The sequence below is a fragment of the Rhizobium sp. 25PS6 genome (assembly GCF_032464655.1).
In the GTDB taxonomy this organism is placed as follows: Bacteria; Pseudomonadota; Alphaproteobacteria; order Rhizobiales; family Rhizobiaceae; genus Rhizobium; species Rhizobium laguerreae.
Genome location: NZ_JAWDIV010000008.1, coordinates 1 through 20412 on the forward strand (window position 1 = coordinate 1; position 20412 = coordinate 20412).

A 20412-nucleotide genomic window follows, 5' to 3' on the forward strand; every position below is an offset into this window, starting at 1 on the left:
TGCGAAAGTGGCGTAATCTATGTTATGGAACAGATGGAACTATGGACGTCTGGGCTTATGGCCATCAAACCAGCCAGTTTTCGACCTGCAAGGCGCGGATCCGCATGAACTCGCCGATGTTCGCTGTCACTAGAACTGCTCCGAGCGCAGAGGCGTGGGCGGCGATGAATAGGTCATTCGGACCGATAGGCTTGCCAGCGGCCTCCAGTTCAGCGCGGATGCCGCCGTATGCAGCATCGGCAGGCACATCCAGCGCAAGCACCGCTACGCTGCCGAGGATGGCTTCGATCTGTGCTAGAAGTTTCGATGATCCCTTCTTGGCGCACCCGTAGCGCAACTCCGACGCCGTGATAATGCTGACGCAGATTGCATCGGGCCCAACTTCGGCGATGCGTTGGGCGACTACGCCCCTGGGGTTTCGAGCAAGCTCCGACACGATATTGGTGTCCAGCATATAAAGCCTGCTCAAAGGTCAATTTTCTTCACAGGAAGCAGGGTATCGTCTACATCAGGAAACTGATCGTCAGGACCAAGCGGCTCCAAACCGGCGAGAACCTCCAGGAGGTTTTTGCGGTACACAGGCTCAATAATGAGCCGATCGCCATCGCGGTGGATCATCACTCGGTCACCGGGTAGCTCAAAGTCAGCTGGGATTCGCACAGCCTGACTCTTGTTGTTTCTGAAAAGCTTCGCCTCCCGCGGGGGGATAGGCTCTTGATGTCGGGAATAGGCCACATCAGACTCCTGTGTATATACATAGGCATATACAATACGTCGGCGAAGATTTCAACCAAGGTCGAGCCTTGTTGATCTCCTATCTGATAGAACCGGAAGGTGCTTTGCCAACCTCGCAGCCGATCTTGTCGGTTTCTCGGTCAGGCCGTTCGTCCAAGGGTGGAAAGTGCGTCCTGCAGTCTGAGCGCTGCCAATGCCTCGGTTGCCTCATCAGAAGACCATCCCGCTTCCAACGCCGCAGACAGGACCAGCGATTCCGTTTGAAGCTCGAGCTTCTCATAAAGCGGCTCGATGGCCTCGCGCGCTGTTACCACGTGCTGGTCCGGTGGGGTGATGGGTGTCGCGGCAACCGTAGGCATGAAATGCTCCTCCTATTGAACGCTAAGGTTCGAAACCCGCTAGGGGCATCCTTGTTCCATTCATATCGCCTTTTCGGTCTTCGAGCGGCGATGCGAAAGATGACGACGCCATATATGGCGAAATTTCCTCCATCGCAGGAACGCGCGAATAATGATTGCCGGCGGGATCTTCTTGTGGTCGCCGACAGTTCCCTGCCTGGTGATAGATGCGTTCGGGTCGAGCAGAAAGGCGACCAACGTGCTTGCACTCTGCGCCTCTACTTCGAGCTTGTCATCAGATAAATGCAGCCCCTGCTCCCCTTCTGCAAAGGTCTGCGTCTCGACCACAACGAAACCGCTAAAGACATAGAAATAGAGCTCTCGGCCGTGTTTCTGCGGGAATTCCACTCGTATGCCTGCGTCTAGCCGGATATCGAAGACGTCGATCGCGCTGCGGACATAGAAGGGGGCGCTCTCTCCTTCAGGCCCGACCAGGTGTCGCCAGACGTTGGCCGCGGCACGTGGCATCGGCCCATGCTGGATCCTTGGCTCCAGATCGACCGCATAAGGGCGGACGAGGATCTGCAGCATCCGCAGAGGCGGATCGGATGCCAGCGTCTCTTCGGAATGCCAGAAGCTGACCCCGGCATTCATCACCATCAGATGATCGCGGTCGACCACCAAGCGGCCAACGGCCTTGTCGTCGTGGCGCATGACGCCTTCAGGCACCCAGGAAATGATCTCGTCGTTCCGGTGCTCGTGCATCGCGATCAGGCGGCCGGGATCGAGGATGGATTCAACGACCATGGCGAGAGGGCCCTGGCCGTGATCGGTCGGCTTCGGCTTCAACCAGCCCGGCATATTGACATGTGCGACGAAGCCGCCCGCATCCCGCACCACGAACGTTCGTGCGCCCTTGATCAGCATCGCATCCTCCATGCTTGCACGGCAGTGACGGCACCGGACTATTAGCCATCTGCTGGAAGGGCGCGTCAATGGAAGGGATGTTTGTCGAACCACGATTGACGCCAGGCAGGAAATCCGCTGAGACGTACCGTCCTAATCAGGAACCATGGTCGACGCATTCGTCCAGGCGAGTGCTGCAGCGTCCTTTGCGCGTCCAAAAAGACGCGGCGCTGTAGTGGCAATTTGAAAAATATCGGGCGCAATCGATTCTTTGACGGGATCTGCAATGACCACCGAAGCACGTAATTCGCATCCCATCTACTTCATCGGAGCTTTTGCCACGGGTGGACTCCTGACTTTCATGGTGCACCTCAACGGCGAGTTGGCCCGTTATGGCAATCCCCTGTTCTCATCCTGGACCGCACACGGCACAGGCATCATCGCAGCAGTCATTCTTCTCCTGGTGGTCCACCGCCGGCGCATGCCGTTGGTAGAAAAAGCCCCCAACGCACCTTTATGGTCCTATCTCGGTGGGATATCCGGCGCTGCAACAGTCATTCTGACCTCGACCGCGGTCAACTCACCGCTCGGGCTCTCCGGCACCTTGGCTTTGGGTTTGGCAGGCCAGGTCGCCTTCAGCCTCGCGGCCGACAGTTGGGGACTGTTCGGTCTGCCAAAGCGGCGCCCAGATAGACGAGACATCGTAGCACTCGGCTTGGTCGTAACGGGGGCCGCACTCATTATACTGTTTGGGCGAGGTGCGGCATGACGGTGTTCATTCTCCTGGCGTGCCTGGGCGGTGTGCTCGTCGGCCTCAGTCGTCAGCTCAATGGACGGTTGAGCATATCGACGACGCCACTGATCGCATCCTTTTGGAATCATGCGATAGGCTTTGCTGCCCTCACCTGCCTGGGTCTCTTTGTCGGAGGTCTGCTTCCTGCGGGCGCTGCCGAGGCGCCTTGGTATGCCTATCTGGGTGGTCCTATCGGCGTCATCTTCGTGGCGGCGGGCAGTTGGGTCATTGCTCGAATCGGAGCGGTGAATTCGGCTCTGCTGATCATCGGTGGCCAGATGGTGACAGGGGTAGCGTTTGATTATATCAGCGCCGTTCCCGCATCATTTTGGGCGAACGCGGCCGGAATTGTTCTCATCGTCGGCGGAATGATGGTCAGCCGGCGACGACGCAAAGCCGGCGGTCCGCAATAACCAAGCGCGCCGTGCTGCGATTCAGGTGCCGCCGACGACCGACAATTTCATCGGCCGGTCGCAAGCCGCGGGGACGGACGGCGGAAACTCACCGCATCTGCTCTTTCACTCAGCCGTTAATTGCCGGGCCACATTCATAAGCATCCTGTCGGCGCTCCTTGCGCCGAACAAGGAAAGCGAAACATTTCCCGCGCAATTGACAATGGGGAAAGCCAGTTGTGGGCAACCGCCAAGGCCCGAGAGACACAAAAGCTTGATGCAGGCGGAACGAAATGCGGCAAAGCGTTCCAGTTCTGCATCGCGCCTTGGCGGGTTCATGGCCAAGGTCGGAAGAGCGACAACCACATTTTCGCAAAACAATCGGTCGATCTCCGCGGAAAACAGCTTGCGGATCCTGCCTGCCTCGCGCACTTCCTCGTCGTCCAGGCGAGATCCTGACAGAAGACGCGCCGCAATATCGGGCGCAATGGCTTCAGGGCTCCGCTCGAAGAGTGTTCTGTTGCTTTCCCAGGCTTCCCTTTGCAGGATGGTGATGAACGCCAAAGCAAGATCGGAATGGCAGAACGAGGCGATAGCATTGGTCCTGCGAACAGGCATGCCCGTTGATCGAAGGCTCGCGATCATCTCGTCGGCGACCGCGCCGTCAATGGTTGCGAAAATATCCTCGGGAACGAGAATAGATGGTGGTCGGTCATTTGCCGCAGGCATGCCGACGGCGCTCATCAGCGCGGCCATTGGTTCCAGGCTTCTCGTCATGAAGCCCGGCACGTCGAAGCTTGGCGCCAGCGGACGCAGCGCCCTGTTGTCGAGGCTTCCATGTGTCGGCCGCCAGCCGATGAGGCCGTTGACGGCGGCGGGCAGACGGATGGAGCCGGACGTGTCTGTTCCAAGGCCGATATCTGCGAGGCCAGCGGCAACCGCAACGGCCGAGCCCGACGACGATCCGCCGGGGATGAGGTCGGGATCGCGCGGGTTGATCGGCATGCCGAAATGGATGTTGCCGCCGATCAGGGAATAGGCGAGCTCATCCGTATTGGTTTTGCCGACGAAACAGGCGCCGGCATCGAGCAGCGTTTGGACCAGAGGCGCCGTCGATGTCTTGATGCCGGAGCCTGCGAGCACCGCGGCATTGCCGGCCGCGGTCGGATAGCCGGCAACATCGAAAAGGTCTTTGACCGCCAGGCGAAGGCCGGAAAGCGGACCGATGGCCGCGTGCCCGACATCCGCATCCGGATAGGGCATGAAAGCGTTCCATGGGTCGCGCATTTGCTCCCGCTCCCTAGATCTTCAGGTGTTGCAGCACACGGCCGCGGCTATCTGGATCATTGAGACTTTCGTCTTCGATCGCTCCGAGTTTGAGAATGGCCCAGCGGTCGGCCACCGAAAGGGCAAAATCCAGGTTCTGTTCGACGAGCAGGATGGTCGTGCCACGCGTTTCGCGATCGTCCCTCAATGCTTTGGCGATGTTCTGGACGACGGAGGGCTGCAGGCCTTCGGAGATTTCGTCGATCAGCAGCAGTTTTGGCCGCAGCATCAGCGCCCGCGCGAGGATCAGCATTTTCTGCTCCCCGCCCGATAGCGTGCCGGCCTTCTGCGGCAGCCGGTCCTTCAGGAACGGGAAATAACCGTAGACCCGCTCCAGTGCGGATGCCAAATCCCGATCGCCCTTGAGCGCCAGGCGCAGATTGTCGCGGATGGAGAGATCCTGAAACAACGGCAATTCCTGAGGAGCGTAGCCGATGCCGGAAGCGATCAGCTCGGCAGGCTTGCTGTCGGTGATAGCAGCACCGTCCACCTCGATCTTGCCTTTGCCGACACGCAGGAAGCCAAGGATCGTCTTCAGCAGGGTCGTCTTGCCCATGCCGTTCTTGCCCATGAGAGCGAAGATCTCGCCCGGCCGGATGGCGAGCGACACGCCATTGACGACATCGACCGCGCCATATCCGCTCGATACGCCGCTGAGCTTGAGTTTGAACGTATCAGCCATGGGCGCCTCCCGCGTAGATGGTGCGAACCGTTTCGGAATTGACCACGTCATTCACCGTGCCGTCGAGAACGAGCTTGCCCTGGTGGAGAACCACGATGCGGCTCGATATGTCGCGCACGAAATCCAGATCGTGTTCGACCAGGATGGCGGCGAAACCCATTTCGTCCGTCAGCTTCTTGAGGATGGTTCCGATGGTCATGCGCTCGGCCTTGGTAAGACCCGCGGTCGGCTCGTCGAGAAGAATGATGCGTGGTTCCAGAGCGACGACCATCGCCAGTTCGAGAGCCTGCCTTTGACCGTGCGACAGCAGCGACACCGGCTTGTCCAGCATATCCGCCATGCCGGTGAGCGTTAGGATCTCGGCCGCCGCTGCGGGCAGCATGATCTCGCCAAGCGATCGCATCGGGTTGGGTCTCTCGCGGCTGAAACGCGCCATCTTCAGGCATTCGCCGATCGTCATGCTGTCGAAGATGCTGGCAACCTGGAATTTCCGGCCGACGCCGAGGGCGACGATCCGTTCGGGTGCACGACCGGCAATATTGGTACCGATGATGTCCACTTGACCTTCGATCTGCTGGGTACCGTCCGACAGACAACGCATCAGCGTGGTCTTGCCGGCGCCATTGGGGCCGACCAGGCTGACGAGTTCGCCGGCGCCGATTTCAAGGTCGATGCCCTTGAGGACGGCGAAGCTGCCATAGGACTTGCCGAGACCGCGGATCGACAGAAGGCTTTTGCCTGCCAACGCACCATCCTTGGCGACGATGCGCGTCGGCAAGGATTTGAGAATGCTGCTGGAGTTCGCCGACTGCAGGAAACGCGTCACCAGGGAAGCGAGGCCGCCCGGCAAAAGGATGATCATGGCGACGAAGAGCGCTCCGATGATCAGTTGCCACAGGAAGGGCAGATCGCCCGAAAGGCTGGCACTCAGATAATCGATGCCGATTGCGCCGAACAACGGTCCGATAATCGTTCCCCGGCCACCGAGCGCCGTCCAGACGACGAGTTCGGTTCCAAAAACGAAACCGGTGTTTTCAGGAGCGACGACACCGGACGCGTTGGCAAAAAGGAAGCCCGCCAGGCCGCATACCCCGGCCAGAACGCCCGTCAGGGCGATCTTCAGCCGAGCTGGATTCATGCCGAGGTAGGCGATACGGGCTTCATTATCGCGGATTGCAACGAGCAGACGGCCGGCGTCCGACCGGACGAAGACGATGGCAAGAACGGCCAAGGCCAGCAGGCACGCGCCCGACAGGCGGAAATAGCCGGAAAGCCCGAGCGGGAGAGTTTCGTAACCGACGAGGCCGCTCGAGGAACCGGTCCAGGTGCCGCCCGAAAAGACGAGCTGTGTGACGACGATCGGCACCACGAGCGAGATTACTGTGGCATAGAGCGGTGTCGATCCGTGATAAAACGACAGCCAGCCGACGGCGAGGCCAAGCACGAGCGGAACGAGCACGGCGGCGACAAGTGCGACGACGAAAAGCGCCGGGCTTGCACCGATATGGGTGAGAACCATGGCGGTGGCATAGGCGCCCACGCCAAAGAATGCCGCCTGCCCGAAGGTGAGAACACCCGTGTAGCCCCAGAGCAAGTCGACGGTGATCGCCAGCATGGCGTAGATCATCGAGCGCGTCAGCACGTTGAGGCTGAAGCGGCCGAGAAACATCGGTCCGAAGACGATCAAGAGGAGAGCTGTGAGCGCCAGCGCCAGAAGAAGGACAAGCCGGAGTTTTTGTCTGTCACGCACGGGCAAATCCCTTCGGACGTATGCGCAGTGTGATTGCGCAGAGGACGGCGACGGTGATGCCGCCGAGGATTGGGCTGAAATAGGTGCTGACGAGCACCTGAGCGGCCCCGAAGATGAGGCAGGCGGCAGCAAGCGCAGTGAAAGAAGAGCCTGCGACCATCACCAGCATGAAGGCGCCTGTCAGCCAGGCGACGCCCATATTGGGATCGACGCTGGTCAGCGGCGCGAGCAGTACGCCGGCAAGGGCCGCAAGGCCGGTACCAATCATGAAGGTCGCGAGCCGCACCTTTTCGGTATCGATACCGAGTCCGCGCGCCAGCGTTTCATTCATGATGACTGCGCGGGCGGAAAGGCCAAGCCTTGTCCCATCGAGCAGCAAGGTAAAGCCGAGACCCAGACCGATCGCCGCGACGATCGCGAAAAGACGGTAGGACGAATAGCCGGTGCCAAAGAGATCGAAGGTGCCAGGCAGCAGCGCCGGCGTGAACTGCACGTCGCGGCCAAACCAGAGCGTGATCAGCTGGCCGATGACGATGCCAAGGCCCCAGGTTGCAAGAATGGCGTCGAGCGGGCGGCGATAGAGAGGCCGCACGATGAACCGCTCGGCAATACCGCCGAGGATCGCTCCGACCAGAAACGCGAAGGGAATGGCAAGCCACGGATTGAGGCCGACCCCGCTGACGACGACAGCGCAGTAAGCCCCGATGGTCAGCCATGCGCCATGCGCGAAATTGATGATCTTCAGCACGCCGAAGATCGCAAGCAGCCCGGCGGCAACGATGAAGAGAATGGCCGCAGTGCTGACAATATCAAGAAAGAGCGTCATTTCTAGAACTCCGATGCTGGAGGCGGGGCGCCCTGCCCCGCCACGCTGGTTTCAGAGATTCGGGCACTGATCGCCGGGATCGACGTCCTTGAAGCTATCGACGACTGCAACGCTGCCATCGTCCTTTACCTGGCCAAGATACATCGTCAGCGGCGCGTGATGCTGTTTGTTCATGGAGATCTTGCCGCGCGGACCGGTGAAGGATACGTCAGGAAGGGCTTTGAGCACGTCCGCCGTATCCGTGCTGCCGGCCTTTTCGACGGCTGCCTTGTAAAGGTAGATCGCTTCATATTGCGGTACCGAAAGATCGTTCGGTGTGCGCAGTTCCTTGCCGAACTTCTTGTCCATGGCCGAAAGAAAAGCCTTGTTTTCCGGGCTGTTGATGCCGGTGACGTAGGATGCGGAGAGGAAAATGTCCTTGGCATCCGTGCCCATGCTCTTGGCGGTGCCTTCGTCGACCGCGAGATTGCCGTAAGGCAAGGTGACGCCAGACGAGCGTAACTGCTTGGTCAAGGTCACGTTCGGTGCGCCGCCGGCCGTCGAGGTGATGATGGCATCGGCGCCGGAGGAGCGGAGCTTGGAGATGATCGCTGTCCAGTCGCTGCCATCCATCGGCAGATATTCCTCGCCGACGATCTGAGCGCCGGCTTTTTCGATATAGCCCTTGGCGAAGGTCAGCATGCCGCGTCCGAAGGCATAATCCGAACCGATCAGGAAGAACTTCTTTGCGCCCTGTTTGCTAATGAAATTGTCGACGACAGGCGGCACCTGTTGTTCCGGAACCCAGGCATCAACGAAAAGATTGGCGTTGCAGGATTTGCCTTCGTAGAACGACGTGTAGATGTATGGCACGTCGCCCTTGGAAATGATCGGCAGTCCGGCATTGCGTGCAGCACTCGTCTCCATGGAGATGACGACGTTCACCTCCTTCTGGAAAACCAGGGAATCGAAGGCTTTTTGCGCGCCGGCCGCCCCTGATGCGTCGTCGGCGATCTCAAGCTGCAGAGGCCGCCCGAGCACGCCGCCCTTGGCATTGATTTCCTCGACGGCGAGCTCCGCAGCTTGGACAACGGACGGCGCGACCACGCTGTTTGCGCCAGACAGCCCGACCGGCACGCCGATCTTGATCGGGTCCTCGGCGAAAGCTGCGGTGGCGAATGCCGCAGATGCCAGCGTCAGGATTATGGTTTTCATTTTCATTTTGTTCCCCTTTCTTGAGTGGGTCGTTGTGACCCGTAGACATCGGCTCGGCGGTCGCCGAGCAGATGATTGAAGCTGTTGAGCGTGCGGGTTTCCGTCACGCTCGACAGATCGATTTGCGCAAGGAGGATTTCCTCGCGATCGGCACTGGCCGGACCGGATACGGGCCACCCTTGCGGGCCGACGATAAGGCTTCGGCCGATGAAGGATTGGCCGCGCTCGATGCCGATCCGGTCGGCGCAGGCAATGTAAAGACCATTGGTGTGGGCGGCCGCCTTGTGGAGGATATTGGCCATCGGCTCGGGAACGCTTTCCGCACCTGCCATCGGTACCCAGTTGGTGGGGACGCAGACCAGTTCGGCGCCGGCCAGCGCCAACTCGCGAAATGTTTCCGGAAACCAGCCGTCGTAGCAGATAGCGATGCCGATACGGCCGAAGGGCAGGTCGAATACCGGCAGCCCGAGATCGCCTTTTCTGAACAAACGGTTTTCGTTGTTCCATAGATGAAGCTTGCGGTATTTGCCGATATATCCCTCGGGACCGCAGAGAAGAGCGCTGTTGTAAAACCTGTCGCCATCCTGCTCGGCAACGCCGCTGACGATGTAAAGGCCAAGCTCTCCCGCGAGACGGCAGAGCGTCTCGGCACTCGGGCCGCCGGGTACCGGGCCGGCCAATGCCGCGACCTCGTCGCCGTCACGGAAGGAGTAGCCGCTATCGGCCAGTTCCGGCAGAACGACGATTTCCGCGCCTTGGGCCTTCGCCGCCCTCGCCAGCCGATCGATAGCCGCAAGATTACCGGCGCGATCACCGACGATCGGTTCGAACTGGACGGTTGCGACAGTTACCGTCCGTGCGGTTGAGGTCTTGACGCTCAATCTTATCTCCAAACGCAAAAAACCTCTGGCACGGAATTCAATCCGTGAACCAGAGGCTACATAGCCATGATGTGAATGCGGCAGCCCTGCCGCCGAGCAAACCTGCTCGTTGTCTTTAGGCTTGCACGAAAGAATGTGACCGTCAAGCTGCTTCAGCAGGCATTTTCAGGAGGGCAAGAGTTGGCGACTTAGGGTTGATTTTTTGCGCCGATGGAAAGTCCGAGGCTTTTCATGGTGTCTTGCGCGGCAATGATGGATTCGGCGATCGTCGCCATAGGAACGCGCTTCGACGTCGCCTGATCGCGCAAGAATTTATAGGCCGCCTCCTCGTCGAGACCATTCATGACCCGTAGCGCTGAAACGGCTTTTTCGACCAGCCGGCGACTTTTCAAGGTTTCCTCGAGTTTCTGCACCTTGCCGGCGAGCCGTTTTTCGTAGCTATGCCGATAACGTGCAAGCGCAAATTGCGTCAGGATGCCGAGTGGCCGCAACGGTTTGCTGATAACGCCGTGAGCATTGAGATCGATGATCGCCTGGAGGGCGGTCGGGCTCTCATAGGTTACGATGGCGACGATCGCCGTCTGCTGGAGGTCGATAATCTGCAGCGCGTGCTCGACGTGCACATCTTCGACATGCAGGAAGACGGTGTCTACATCAGGAGGCAAGGCTGGCGGAAGCGGCCAGGTGGCCCGGACCTCGCAGCCAAGGCGTTTGAGGTGGGCGATCAGCACGTCACCGTCCTCGTCGCGCGGATGGACGACCAGAACGCGTGCGCGCCGCAGATCCTGAACGATCCTGCTCGGTCCCGCCATCTCAGGCCTCCAGCCAAACGTCTTCGAACCGCGACGCTGTCAGGTAGGGATCCGGCCGGATCGGGCCAGGCGCCTGCCAGGCAATGTCGAAAAGCCCATCGGCGCGCGCCACGCCGATGCGGGGATGCAGCCAGAGATGACGGGTATCGGCGTCGAAATTGATCCGGCCTTCAGGAGCCAGAAAATCTTCCAGGAGAATTTCTTCGGAAATGCGATGGGTCTCGAGCGAGCCGGCCCGCGCAAGCGCGCGGGCGAAAAGGTGAACCTGCGCATAGGCCGGCTGCGACCAGACGCTCGTGGTGAAGTCCTGGCCGAAACGGGCTTTGAATGCTCCTACGAAGCGCTCATTCGCCTCGTTCTCGACCGTCTGGAAATAGGTCGCCGAGAGAATATGGCCGGTACAAGCGTCGGCTCCGATCTCGCGAATCTCGCTCTCGGCCATGGTCAGACTGGCAATCGGGACGCGCGTTCGATCGATCCCGGCCTCGGCATACATGCGGTAAAAACGCTGCGCCGGCCGGCCGATGATCGTCGAGAAGATGGCATCGGGCTTGAGACGGACGATATCGGAAATAACCGAACGCAAGGTTTGTTCGTCGGCATGAAGAGGAAGATATCGTTCGCTGACGACTTCACCGCCCTTTGCCTCGACCAGATCCCGCATGACCCGATTGGATTCGCGCGGATAAATGTAATCCGCGCCGACGAAGAGGATCCGGCGTCCATGGTGGCGGAGAAGGTATTCCGCGAGCGCGAAGGTATTCTGATTGAGGGTGGCGCCGGTATATATCACATTCTCCGAATATTCGAAGCCTTCGTACATCGACGGATAAAACAGCAGTCCGTTGTGCCGCTCGACGATCGGCAGCACCGCCTTTCGGCTGGCCGACATCGACGCACCGAAAATGATGTTGACATCGTCATCGGCCAGAAGTCGCCGTGCCAGATTGCGATAGGCGGTCTGATCTCCACCCGGGTCATAGGCGATCGGAACGATGGGCTTGCCAAGCACGCCGCCCGCCGCATTGACTTCCTCGATCGCAAGCGCGGTGCCAAGAAAGTGCTCGGTTTCCGTAATTTCGCTAATTCCGCTTCTGGAAAACAGCACTCCCACCCGCCATTCGGAGCTTGTCATCTTTGCCTTTTCCGAGGTGTTGGAGGTTCGAAAGCGGTGAAATGCCTCAGTTCCGCGCTTTCGACTTCCATACCCTTAGTGCTTTTTCATGGGATCCTGCAAGCGGGTACGATGTAGGTCACCCGCGTACCCAACGCAGGGAGACAGGTTACCCGCTATGAACCGATGCAGGCGTCACATCGTCGGGTATCGGGCACACATAGGCTTTGCCGCTGGTCTTTTCCCGCCACTCTTCCTTCGCGGCCGCCAGGAGGTCGGATGACGACATCAGGGCGAAGCCCGTTGTCGCAAGCGTCTTGGCCGCATGCGCCATGGCTTTGTGCGCGGCCGGGCTTTTTCCCTGCGCAACGACCTGCCAGGTATGGGGATTGGTGCCGATCGCCCAGGCTGGCGCCCAGCATTGCGCGGTCGGCGTCACCCAGCTGACATCGCCGACATCGGTCGATCCGGCCCGGAAATGCGATTGTCCCTCGAAATCGCGCAGACCGGTGTGCAGGGGCGTCGAGCCATCGACCTTGGCGTTGGAGAACACATCGCCCTTGATCTGATAGAGGCGGATGCTGCTCCGGATCGCTTCGGGTGTGAAGGTATCCTGGATTTTCTTGGCGAAGGCGATGTCGGCCTCGTCGAAGGCTATCGGCCCGAGCGCGACCATATTCTCGTGCATCGCCGTTTCGAGCGTGATGTTGGGAAGAAGGTTCGTCGAGGCCGTGTCGAACACGATCTCGACCGCGGTTTCGGTCATCATCGCCGCACCGCGTGCAACTTTCTCGACGCGCCCGGCAAGCTCAAGCGCCTGCGGCATGTCAGGCGCCCTGATCAGATAGAGAACCTCGGCGCTGGCCTGCACGACATTGGCGGCCCTGCCGCCGGTGTCGGTGATCGCGTAGTGAACGCGACAATCCTGCGGCATGTGTTCACGCAGGAAATTGACGCCGACATTCATCAGTTCGACCGCATCGAGCGCCGACCGGCCGAGATGGGCGCTGTTGGCAGCATGTGCCGCGACACCCCTGAAGCGATAGTAATATTCGAGAACGGCAAGATTGTTCGTCGAGCGAACACCGTTGAACGGAGCCGGATGCCAGGTCAGGGCGGCATCGACGTCGTCGAATGCGCCGGCACGAACCATGAAGGTCTTGCCGGAACCGCCCTCCTCTCCCGGGCAGCCGTAATAGCGCACCGTTCCCGGCAGGTTGTTGTCTCTGAGGTGGCGGGCAAGCGCAACCGCCGCCATCAGCGATCCGACGCCAAGCAGATTGTGCCCGCAGCCGTGACCGGTTGCTCCCGCCACCTCGGGAAGAGGCTCGGCCACATCGGCGGTCTGGCTCATTCCGGCGAGGGCATCGAATTCGCCGAGGAAAGCAATCACCGGCTTGCCGCTGCCGGATTCGCCGATGAAGGCTGTTTCCATGCTTGCCACGCCGCGGCGCACGGCAAAGCCGTTTTCCTCGAGTGTCCCTGCCAGCAATTGCGACGAGCGCCGCTCCTCGAACTTCAACTCCGCGAAATCCCAAATACTGTCGCTGAGAGCGATATAATCCGGCTTCATCTTTTCGATCGTCGCGGCAATGGAGCTGATCGCGTCAAGATTCATGGCATTTCCTCGCTGTCTATCCTGCCGCCACAGGAACGTGTTGCACCGGACCCGGCAGGACTGCCTGCCGGATCTCCTGTTGACTGTCGAAACGGAATGGCGGCGCCCGAACCATCCGGGCGCGGCAGTTCAGGATCAGTTGTCGAGCGAAACTTCCCAAAGACGGGCATTCGATTGCCAGACGGGCTGGCCCTTCAGCTTCTTGGTCGCGCCCCAGACATCGACCATGTCATAGAGGAAGATGCCCGGCATTTCTTTGAGCATCAGCGTGTGAAACTCGTCGAAGATCGCCTGACGCTTCGTCTGGTCGGGTTCCGCATAGGCGGCCTTCATCAACTCGACGGCCTTCGGATCATCCCACATCAAAGACGCATTCTTATCCTTGTTGCCGACATAGAAGCCGTACATCAGCGCCGGATCGAGCCGCGGCGCGACCGATTGCGAGATGATCTGGTAGTTGCCGGACCGGCGGCGATCGACCTGCGTCGCATAGTCGAGCACCTCGATCTGCACATTGAGACCTGCCTGCTGCATCATGGCCTGCGCCATCACCGCGGCGGGGAAGCTTGGCACGTTGCTGCGCTTGTTGGCGATGATGGTAATCGGCTCGCCTTTGTAGCCGGCCGTCGCAAGCTCTTTCTTCGCGGCCTCGATGTCGTAGGGCAGACGCTGCTTCTGGACATCGTCGAAATAGAGCGAGTCTTGCGAAACCATCGAACCATTGGCTGCGCCGGTGCCATTGGAGGCGGCCTCGACGAGCTGGTCGAGATCGAGCGCCATCGCCATGGCGCGGCGCACGCCGGGATTGCTCAGAACCTTGTCGCGCGTCTGGATGTAGAAGAGGTTTTTGCCGTTGTTGCGAGACACGATCAGCTGCATCGTGTCGCTCGTCTTGAATTCGGGAATGAGATCCGGCGAAATCTCCGCGGTATCGAGCACGCCGGACTGAAGGCCGGCCTTTACGGTCGAGGCATCGGGAATGACCATGAACTTGATGCCATCGACAAGAGGGCGCTTGGAACCGACCATGCCGTCGGGCTTGCCGTCATTCTCCGGCGAGACATAATCATCGAACTTGGCGAGATGGATATACTCGCCCTTCTTCCATTCATCCCATTTGAAGGGACCGGTGCCGATCGGCTTGATGAAGCTTCCGTCCGCGCCGACCGATTCCGGGGAAATCATCCCGGTGTAACCACATTCAGGGCGCGACATCAGGCCAAGGAAAACTGCGGATGGCTTTTCCAGCGTGATGGTGACGGTTGAAGTATCGGCTGCCTTGACCCCCGTAACATGCACGCTGCCGCTGCCGTCGAAATCGGGAAGGCAGGTCCATTTCGTTTCGGGCTTCAGATAGCGGTTCCAGTTCCACACGACGTCATCGGCGGTCAATGTCTTGCCGTTGTGGAATTTGACGTCGTCCCGCAGTTTGAAGCTGTAGGTCAGCCCATCCGCCGAGACTTCGAAGGTCTTTGCCAGCAGCGGCTTGACCTCGCCGTTGTTGGCATAGCCGACGAGCCCCTCGACGATATGCAGGATGACGCCATCGGTATTGCCGTCGCGATTGACGCCCGGATTGTTGCTGCGCAGATCGGAACTTTGAGCCACGACGATGTCGCGGGCGTCGACCACGCCGGTCATCGCCATCAACATGGTGCCTGCAAGAAGAAGCTTATGCATTGTTCTACCCTCTTTTATGGATTGTTAGGATCGGAGTTCATCCCAGCAGGCGCGTGAAAGCCTGCCGATGGTTTCAAGCGCGACCGTGTAGCCAGGGGTGCCGTCCGGCATCTCCTGCGGCACGTCGTCGGTATAGGCGGCGATGATGTAGAAGGGGGACCCGTCGCGATAGACGATACCGGCATTCATGCGGCCGCGTTTTCCCGTGCCGCCCTTATGCGCGACGAGCACACCGAAGGGCAGCCTGGAGGGAATGGCATAACGCAGGATCTGGTTCTTCAGGGTTTGAAGCGCGTAAGCGCTGAGCGCCTGCGAGCAGCCGAGCCGGTCCGCGGCTTCCTGCGAATCCTGCGCATCCAGGATGGTCTGCAGCAGATAGACCTGATCCCGCGCCGTCGTCGTGGTGACGGCCTTCAATGAATGGTCGGGCGACAGCGCCAAGGGAGGGATGAGGAAGCGATGGTTGGTGCCCGTCATGCCGATCGACTTGCAATAGCCGTCGACCTCTTCGAGCGTCAGCCTTTCGAAGACCATCTTGGTGCAGACATTGTCGCTCAGCACCATCATGCCGGTGATGGCATCGCGCAGCGATATGACGATACCGGGCGTCAGATAGCGGAACATCCCGCTCGCCACTTCCTCGGCGAAACGTTTTTCGTAGGTGATCCGTTCGTCGAGATCCAGGCGGCCTTCATGCGCGGCCTTCAGGGCCGCCATCATGATCGAAGTCTTTCGGGTGCTGGCGGAGGGCGTTTCCTCGTCGGCGCCCCTGCCGATCGTTTCGCCGCTGCCAAGCGCACGCACCATGAAGCGCGTCACGAACGGCTGGGCATCGCAGATCGCGTTCAATCGCTCCGCGAGCTTTCCGGATTCAATCATCGTCGTCATATCTGTTCTCCAGGCGCCATTTGAGGATCACGCCGCCCTGAGCATTGTGGTCCAGAGCGGGGATGGCCGAGAGAAGCCTTTGCGTATAGGCCTCCTTCGGGCTGTCGAAAACCGTATCGCGGTTGCCCTCCTCGATGATCCGGCCGTCCTGCATGACGACGACGCGATCGGCCACCTGTTCGACCACGCCGAGATCATGGCTGATGAACAGGCAGGAAAAGCCGTAGCGTTTTTGCAGATCAGACAGGAGTTCGAGCACCTGCGCCCTGACCGTCACGTCAAGCGCCGATACCGGTTCGTCGGCGATCAGGAATTTCGGCCGGCGCGCAATGGCGCGGGCAATCGCCACGCGCTGCCGCTGGCCGCCCGAAAGCTCATGCGGGTAGCGCCCGGCATAGTCGGACCCAAGACCGACTTCCTCCAGCGTCTCCAAAGCACGCTTGCGCTTAGCCATGGCGTCGAGATCGGGAACGAGCCGCAGCGCTTCCTCCACAAGTGCGAGGATGGTCATGCGCGGATCGAGCGAGGAATAAGGATCTTGAAACACCATCTGGCAATTCAGCCGATAATCCATCCAGTCGTCGTCGCGGCTGCGTCCCTTGAACCGGATATCGCCTTCGCTCTCGCGGACCAGTCCGGCAATGGTGCGGCCGAGCGTGGTCTTGCCGGAACCAGAACCGCCGACCAGCGCCACTACTTCGCCCTCGTGGATATCGATGCTGACGCCATGCAGCGCCCGTTTCGGCGTTGCCTTCTTCATCAGCGACCGCCGGCCCGGATAATCGACGACGATATCCCGCGCCGAGACCATCGGCGCCTTGGTCTTGTCGATCGTCCGCGTCTCTCCGCGGAACGGCAGGGAGGAAAGCAGTTTCTTCGTATAGGCACGCTGCGGTGCGTCGAGCAGATCGGCGGTGCGTCCTTCTTCGACGATCACGCCCTTTTCCATGACGACGATGCGGTTCGTGTAACGGGCAACCATCGGCAGATCATGGCTAATCAGCAGCACGGCGGTGCCTTCCGCCTGTGTCAGTTCCACCATCAATTCCATGACATCGCGCTGGATCACCGCATCGAGCGCCGTCGTCGGCTCGTCGGCGATCAAGAGCGCCGGTTTCAGCAGCATCACCGATGCCAGCATGATGCGCTGGCGCATGCCGCCCGAGAATTCATGCGGATAGGAAGGGAGCGCCCCGGCGGGATCGCGGATCCCGACCCGGTTCAGCATGTCGAGGATCCGGCTGCGCCGTTCCTCCTTCGAAAGTTTCGTATGCAGCTGCAACCCTTCTTCGAGTTGGCGGCCGACGGTCATCGAGGGATTGAGCGAGGTCATCGGCTCCTGGAAGACGACACCGATTTCCGCACCACGCAACTGGCGCAATTGGGCGCCGTTCATGGAAAGCACGTCGCGTCCCTTGTAGGCAACGGAGCCGCCGATCACCTTGATGGGTGCCGGCAGCAGCGAGATCAGGGCGCGTGTTGCCAGCGTCTTGCCCGATCCGCTTTCTCCGACGATGCCGAAGATCTCGCCTGGTGCGATGTCGAAGCTGACCTCCTTGACGACCTCTACACCGGTTCCAGCGACCTGGAGCGACAGGTTGCGGACATTCAAAAGCGTTCTATTGGTCATTTCAGCCCCCTCATCCGTGGATCAAGCTTGTCCCGAAGAGCGTCGCCCAGAAGATTGATGCCGAGGAGCGTCAGGGCGATCGCCAGGCCCGGGAAGAGACCCAGCCAGACAGCCTGCTCGATGAATGGCCGGCCGGCGGCCAGCATGTTGCCCCAGGTCGGCGCCGGTGGCGGAACGCCGAGGCCGAGAAAGCTGAGCGCGCTTTCCGAAAGGATCGCCCAACCGAACATCGAGGTCGCAAGCACGGTGATCGGGGCGATGCAGTTGGGAAGAATATGGCGGAACATGGTGTAGAGCTCGCCATTGCCCATCACCTTGGAAGCCTCGATGAATTCCCGCTCGCGCAGCGACAGGACGGCACCCCTGACAACGCGAGCCATCGAGGGAGAGTAGGCAATGCCCAGCGCGAAGATGATGCCATATTGGTTGGCGCCGAAAACGGCGAGCAATCCAAGCGCCAGAAGAATGCCTGGAAAAGCGAGAAGCGCATTGTTGACGGCCATGATGACTGCATCGATCCAACCGCGGGCGTAACCGCTGACGAGACCGATCAGCGTGCCGCAAACCGTCGCGAAGGTGACCGTCAAGGTGCCGATCCAGACGCTCGCCCGGGCGCCGACGATCAGGCGGCTGAGAACGTCGCGGCCGAATTCGTCGGTTCCGAGCCAGTGGGCGCTGCTTGGCGCCGCCAGCCGTGCGGTGAAGCCGAGCTTCATCGGATCATAGGGTGTCCAGAAGAGGCCGATCGCAGCCGAGATGAGTAATGCGGCAATAAGAGTGCTGCCGATGAAGCCGTTGAACGTGACGTTTTTCATTCGGCGACTACCCGCGGATCGAACAAGGGATAGAGCAGGTCGACGACCAAATTGACCAGCACATAGGAAAGCGAGACGAACAGCAGGCAACCCTGGATCACGGGGTAATCGCGGGCAAAAATACTGTCGACCATCAGTCGCCCGAGCCCCGGAATGGTGAAGACCGTTTCGATGACGGCAATACCGCCGAGCAGATTGCCGAGGATCAGACCGATGACTGTCCAGGTCGGGCCGAAGGCATTCTTGAAGGCGTGCCGCCAAAGGACGGCGCTCTCGGAAAGCCCCTTGGCCCTGGCGTGGGTGATATAGTCGAGACGCAGCACTTCCAGCGTCGAGGCGCGTGCCATGCGGATCAACACACCCATCTCGTGAATGACCAGGGTCATGATCGGCAGGACGAGGTAAAGCAGGCCGCCGGTGACGTTGCTGCCGATCGAGACATAGCCGAGGACCGGTAGCCAGCTGAGTTTCAAGCCGAAGAAAAGCAGAAGCAGGAGGCCCAGCCAGAATGTCGGGATCGACAGCAGGATCGTGGCGGTGCCGACCAGCGCCAGATCCGTCAGACTATTCTGCCGCCAGGCTGCGATGACACCGGCCGGCACGGCGATGAGGCTCGCCAAAAGGACGGCGACGACGACGACTTCGGCGCTGACCAGAAAGCGTGATGCGACGAGCGGCAGAACCGGCTCGTCATTGACGATCGAGCGGCCGAAGTCACCCTGGACGACATTGGCGGTCCAGATCAGGAACTGTTCCGGCAGCGATTTGTCGAGGCCGAGTTCCGAGCGCATCGCCGCGATCTGATCGGGCTCAGCCATATCGCCCAACATCAGCGCCGCCGGATCGCCGGGTATGAAGCGGATCAGCGTGAAGACGGTCACCGAAACGAGGACGATCGTCGGCAATGCCATCAACAGGCGGTTCAGAACGAATTTCAGCATTTTTGTTCCCCGCGATTGGCGACGGACAGTGCCCGGCGCCATCGGTTTCGTTGCCACAGACTATGATCGAATGAAGAAATATCCGCAATATTATGCGATTCCGTCATAAGTCTATGCGGAATACGACCGCAACCAAAGCGGCTGCATTGGGGTAAGAGCTCAGGCTAAAGGTTTAATTTCAAATATCTTTTTGCGAAAGCTGGATCTGTCGCTTCAAAGCATCACTCAGAGCGTGAGCGGCAATCGACAGCGGCGTCCCGACTGCCCTCGCCAATCCGAACTCCTGCGTCGCGCGTGGCACGAAAGGACGGTGAACCACCGGCAGGTGGCGATAGAGATTCGCATAAAAGCTGCTGATGATCGTGACCCCGAGGCCATGCGCGACGTAGGAACAGGCGGAACTGTTGGTATGCGTCTCGATCTTGACGATCTGCTTGACGCCAGCCCGCCGGAAGGTCTGGTCGAGCGCCATGCGGTTCGGCCGTTGTCGGCCAATCAGAATGAGAGGCACGTCGCGCAAATTTCTGACCGTGATTTCCTCCAGTTTCGCAAGAGGATGATCCTTCGGAACGACGCAGACGCTTTCGCCGGTGGCGACCCGCTCGACCTCGATGCCCGGTCCGCTCTCGCCTTCCATGCGCAGAAAGCCGAAATCGATAACCCTCTGCTCGACGAGCTTGTTGATCGCGGTCGTCGTCTCGAAAAAGGTTTCGATCCGCACACCTGGGAAATCGCTGATGTAATCGGCCAGCATTGCCGGCGCGAAATGCTCCCACATGCTGCTAGGTAGGCCGACACGGACGATCTCCGGGCCGGCGGCGCCGCTTCTTAAGTCCTCCGCGTGGCCCGACATCCGATCGACCGCGAGCAAGATGTTTTCAGCATCGCGGGCAAGAAGCAGGGCCTCGGGGGTGGGGATGAGACGGCCTTTGTCGCGCACGAAAAGCGACATCGAAAGGTCCCCCTCGAGCTGCTGGAGAAGGCGGCTGACGCCGGATTGGCTGAGCCCCATCGTCTTTGCCGTGGCAATCGTCGACCCCGTCGCCAGAAGCGTGCGCAGGACTTCCAGTTGCTTGATATTCATGCGTTTG

21 protein-coding genes are annotated in these 20412 nt (G+C 60.1%); 2 read left to right on the top strand and 19 right to left on the bottom strand.

What is annotated here, in order from left to right; translation table 11 throughout:
* Window positions 1-64 precede the first annotated feature (64 nt).
* The 4 genes from RWK44_RS12955 to RWK44_RS12970 form a co-directional block, all read right to left on the bottom strand.
* Window positions 65-469, bottom strand: coding sequence for a type II toxin-antitoxin system VapC family toxin (locus tag RWK44_RS12955; RefSeq protein ID WP_131662251.1), 405 nt, complete (start codon window positions 467-469; stop codon window positions 65-67).
* Complete coding sequence (locus RWK44_RS12960) at window positions 466-735, bottom strand: antitoxin (RefSeq protein ID WP_131662250.1); 270 nt, start codon at window positions 733-735, stop codon at window positions 466-468. Before RWK44_RS12960 ends, RWK44_RS12955 begins: the two co-directional genes overlap by 4 nt.
* 140 nt (window positions 736-875) lie before the next feature.
* Entirely contained in the window at window positions 876-1094 is a 219-nt protein-coding gene (locus RWK44_RS12965) for a hypothetical protein (protein ID WP_003547964.1), read from the bottom strand.
* 60 nt (window positions 1095-1154) lie between these two features.
* Complete coding sequence (locus RWK44_RS12970; protein WP_221947845.1) at window positions 1155-2000, bottom strand: pirin family protein; 846 nt, start codon at window positions 1998-2000, stop codon at window positions 1155-1157.
* A 265-nt stretch (window positions 2001-2265) separates the two neighbouring features.
* On the opposite strand from RWK44_RS12970, the gene RWK44_RS12975 reads away from it, so the two are divergent.
* Together RWK44_RS12975 and RWK44_RS12980 are read left to right on the top strand one after the other, a co-directional pair.
* The gene (locus RWK44_RS12975; RefSeq protein WP_131662248.1) at window positions 2266-2748 is read left to right on the top strand and encodes a DMT family transporter; all 483 of its coding nucleotides are present in this window, start codon (window positions 2266-2268) and stop codon (window positions 2746-2748) included.
* Window positions 2745-3185 carry a DMT family transporter gene (locus RWK44_RS12980; RefSeq protein ID WP_017958096.1) on the top strand — a complete coding sequence of 147 codons (441 nt, stop codon included), beginning with the start codon at window positions 2745-2747 and terminating at the stop codon, window positions 3183-3185. The genes RWK44_RS12975 and RWK44_RS12980 overlap by 4 nt, the downstream gene beginning before the upstream one ends.
* A gap of 105 nt (window positions 3186-3290) precedes the next feature.
* Here RWK44_RS12980 and RWK44_RS12985 read toward each other — a convergent pair whose 3' ends face one another.
* From RWK44_RS12985 to RWK44_RS13055, 15 genes are all read right to left on the bottom strand, one after another.
* Window positions 3291-4451 (bottom strand): amidase family protein, encoded by a 1161-nt coding sequence (locus RWK44_RS12985; protein ID WP_316028889.1) that lies wholly within the window; start codon window positions 4449-4451, stop codon window positions 3291-3293.
* Between the two features lie 13 nt (window positions 4452-4464).
* Window positions 4465-5172: an ABC transporter ATP-binding protein gene (locus tag RWK44_RS12990; protein ID WP_131662246.1), complete on the bottom strand. Its 708-nt coding sequence runs from the start codon at window positions 5170-5172 to the stop codon at window positions 4465-4467.
* Window positions 5165-6922 carry a branched-chain amino acid ABC transporter ATP-binding protein/permease gene (locus RWK44_RS12995; RefSeq protein WP_312890267.1) on the bottom strand — a complete coding sequence of 586 codons (1758 nt, stop codon included), beginning with the start codon at window positions 6920-6922 and terminating at the stop codon, window positions 5165-5167. Before RWK44_RS12995 ends, RWK44_RS12990 begins: the two co-directional genes overlap by 8 nt.
* The gene (locus tag RWK44_RS13000) at window positions 6915-7748 is read right to left on the bottom strand and encodes a branched-chain amino acid ABC transporter permease (protein ID WP_131662244.1); all 834 of its coding nucleotides are present in this window, start codon (window positions 7746-7748) and stop codon (window positions 6915-6917) included. Before RWK44_RS13000 ends, RWK44_RS12995 begins: the two co-directional genes overlap by 8 nt.
* A gap of 51 nt (window positions 7749-7799) precedes the next feature.
* The gene (locus RWK44_RS13005; RefSeq protein WP_316028890.1) at window positions 7800-8948 is read right to left on the bottom strand and encodes a substrate-binding protein; all 1149 of its coding nucleotides are present in this window, start codon (window positions 8946-8948) and stop codon (window positions 7800-7802) included.
* Window positions 8945-9823: a nitrilase family protein gene (locus RWK44_RS13010; RefSeq protein WP_316028891.1), complete on the bottom strand. Its 879-nt coding sequence runs from the start codon at window positions 9821-9823 to the stop codon at window positions 8945-8947. The genes RWK44_RS13005 and RWK44_RS13010 overlap by 4 nt, the downstream gene beginning before the upstream one ends.
* A gap of 188 nt (window positions 9824-10011) precedes the next feature.
* Window positions 10012-10635, bottom strand: coding sequence for an ANTAR domain-containing response regulator (locus tag RWK44_RS13015; RefSeq protein WP_316028892.1), 624 nt, complete (start codon window positions 10633-10635; stop codon window positions 10012-10014).
* A gap of 1 nt (window position 10636) precedes the next feature.
* Complete coding sequence (locus RWK44_RS13020) at window positions 10637-11770, bottom strand: transporter substrate-binding domain-containing protein (RefSeq protein ID WP_316028893.1); 1134 nt, start codon at window positions 11768-11770, stop codon at window positions 10637-10639.
* 148 nt (window positions 11771-11918) lie between these two features.
* On the bottom strand, window positions 11919-13367 hold the full coding sequence (locus RWK44_RS13025; protein ID WP_316028894.1) for a M20 family metallopeptidase: 1449 nt from the start codon (window positions 13365-13367) through the stop codon (window positions 11919-11921).
* A 135-nt stretch (window positions 13368-13502) separates the two neighbouring features.
* Window positions 13503-15047 carry an ABC transporter substrate-binding protein gene (locus tag RWK44_RS13030; RefSeq protein ID WP_316028895.1) on the bottom strand — a complete coding sequence of 515 codons (1545 nt, stop codon included), beginning with the start codon at window positions 15045-15047 and terminating at the stop codon, window positions 13503-13505.
* Between the two features lie 24 nt (window positions 15048-15071).
* On the bottom strand, window positions 15072-15935 hold the full coding sequence (locus RWK44_RS13035; protein ID WP_131662239.1) for a serine hydrolase: 864 nt from the start codon (window positions 15933-15935) through the stop codon (window positions 15072-15074).
* The gene (locus RWK44_RS13040; protein WP_316028896.1) at window positions 15919-17565 is read right to left on the bottom strand and encodes an ABC transporter ATP-binding protein; all 1647 of its coding nucleotides are present in this window, start codon (window positions 17563-17565) and stop codon (window positions 15919-15921) included. The genes RWK44_RS13035 and RWK44_RS13040 overlap by 17 nt, the downstream gene beginning before the upstream one ends.
* Complete coding sequence (locus RWK44_RS13045; RefSeq protein WP_168283425.1) at window positions 17562-18380, bottom strand: ABC transporter permease; 819 nt, start codon at window positions 18378-18380, stop codon at window positions 17562-17564. Before RWK44_RS13045 ends, RWK44_RS13040 begins: the two co-directional genes overlap by 4 nt.
* Window positions 18377-19321: an ABC transporter permease gene (locus RWK44_RS13050; protein ID WP_072641710.1), complete on the bottom strand. Its 945-nt coding sequence runs from the start codon at window positions 19319-19321 to the stop codon at window positions 18377-18379. The genes RWK44_RS13045 and RWK44_RS13050 overlap by 4 nt, the downstream gene beginning before the upstream one ends.
* Before the next feature lie 178 nt (window positions 19322-19499).
* Window positions 19500-20405, bottom strand: a complete 906-nt coding sequence (locus tag RWK44_RS13055; protein ID WP_131662236.1) for a LysR family transcriptional regulator — start codon at window positions 20403-20405, stop codon at window positions 19500-19502.
* Window positions 20406-20412: the final 7 nt, after the last annotated feature.

What these genes read in the sequence shown, in the direction of transcription:
- RWK44_RS13015 (WP_316028892.1), bottom strand. Translation starts at nt 10,635, where the DNA reads ATGGCGGGACCGAGCAGGATCGTTCAGGATCTGCGGCGCGCACGCGTT.
- RWK44_RS13035 (WP_131662239.1), bottom strand. Translation starts at nt 15,935, where the DNA reads ATGACGACGATGATTGAATCCGGAAAGCTCGCGGAGCGATTGAACGCG.
- RWK44_RS13030 (WP_316028895.1), bottom strand. Translation starts at nt 15,047, where the DNA reads ATGCATAAGCTTCTTCTTGCAGGCACCATGTTGATGGCGATGACCGGC.
- RWK44_RS13045 (WP_168283425.1), bottom strand. Translation starts at nt 18,380, where the DNA reads ATGAAAAACGTCACGTTCAACGGCTTCATCGGCAGCACTCTTATTGCC.
- RWK44_RS12965 (WP_003547964.1), bottom strand. Translation starts at nt 1,094, where the DNA reads ATGCCTACGGTTGCCGCGACACCCATCACCCCACCGGACCAGCACGTG.
- RWK44_RS13055 (WP_131662236.1), bottom strand. Translation starts at nt 20,405, where the DNA reads ATGAATATCAAGCAACTGGAAGTCCTGCGCACGCTTCTGGCGACGGGG.
- RWK44_RS13005 (WP_316028890.1), bottom strand. Translation starts at nt 8,948, where the DNA reads ATGAAAATGAAAACCATAATCCTGACGCTGGCATCTGCGGCATTCGCC.
- RWK44_RS12970 (WP_221947845.1), bottom strand. Translation starts at nt 2,000, where the DNA reads ATGCTGATCAAGGGCGCACGAACGTTCGTGGTGCGGGATGCGGGCGGC.
- RWK44_RS12985 (WP_316028889.1), bottom strand. Translation starts at nt 4,451, where the DNA reads ATGCGCGACCCATGGAACGCTTTCATGCCCTATCCGGATGCGGATGTC.
- RWK44_RS13040 (WP_316028896.1), bottom strand. Translation starts at nt 17,565, where the DNA reads ATGACCAATAGAACGCTTTTGAATGTCCGCAACCTGTCGCTCCAGGTC.
- RWK44_RS12990 (WP_131662246.1), bottom strand. Translation starts at nt 5,172, where the DNA reads ATGGCTGATACGTTCAAACTCAAGCTCAGCGGCGTATCGAGCGGATAT.
- RWK44_RS12975 (WP_131662248.1), top strand. Translation starts at nt 2,266, where the DNA reads ATGACCACCGAAGCACGTAATTCGCATCCCATCTACTTCATCGGAGCT.
- RWK44_RS13025 (WP_316028894.1), bottom strand. Translation starts at nt 13,367, where the DNA reads ATGAATCTTGACGCGATCAGCTCCATTGCCGCGACGATCGAAAAGATG.
- RWK44_RS13050 (WP_072641710.1), bottom strand. Translation starts at nt 19,321, where the DNA reads ATGCTGAAATTCGTTCTGAACCGCCTGTTGATGGCATTGCCGACGATC.
- RWK44_RS13020 (WP_316028893.1), bottom strand. Translation starts at nt 11,770, where the DNA reads ATGACAAGCTCCGAATGGCGGGTGGGAGTGCTGTTTTCCAGAAGCGGA.
- RWK44_RS13000 (WP_131662244.1), bottom strand. Translation starts at nt 7,748, where the DNA reads ATGACGCTCTTTCTTGATATTGTCAGCACTGCGGCCATTCTCTTCATC.
- RWK44_RS12980 (WP_017958096.1), top strand. Translation starts at nt 2,745, where the DNA reads ATGACGGTGTTCATTCTCCTGGCGTGCCTGGGCGGTGTGCTCGTCGGC.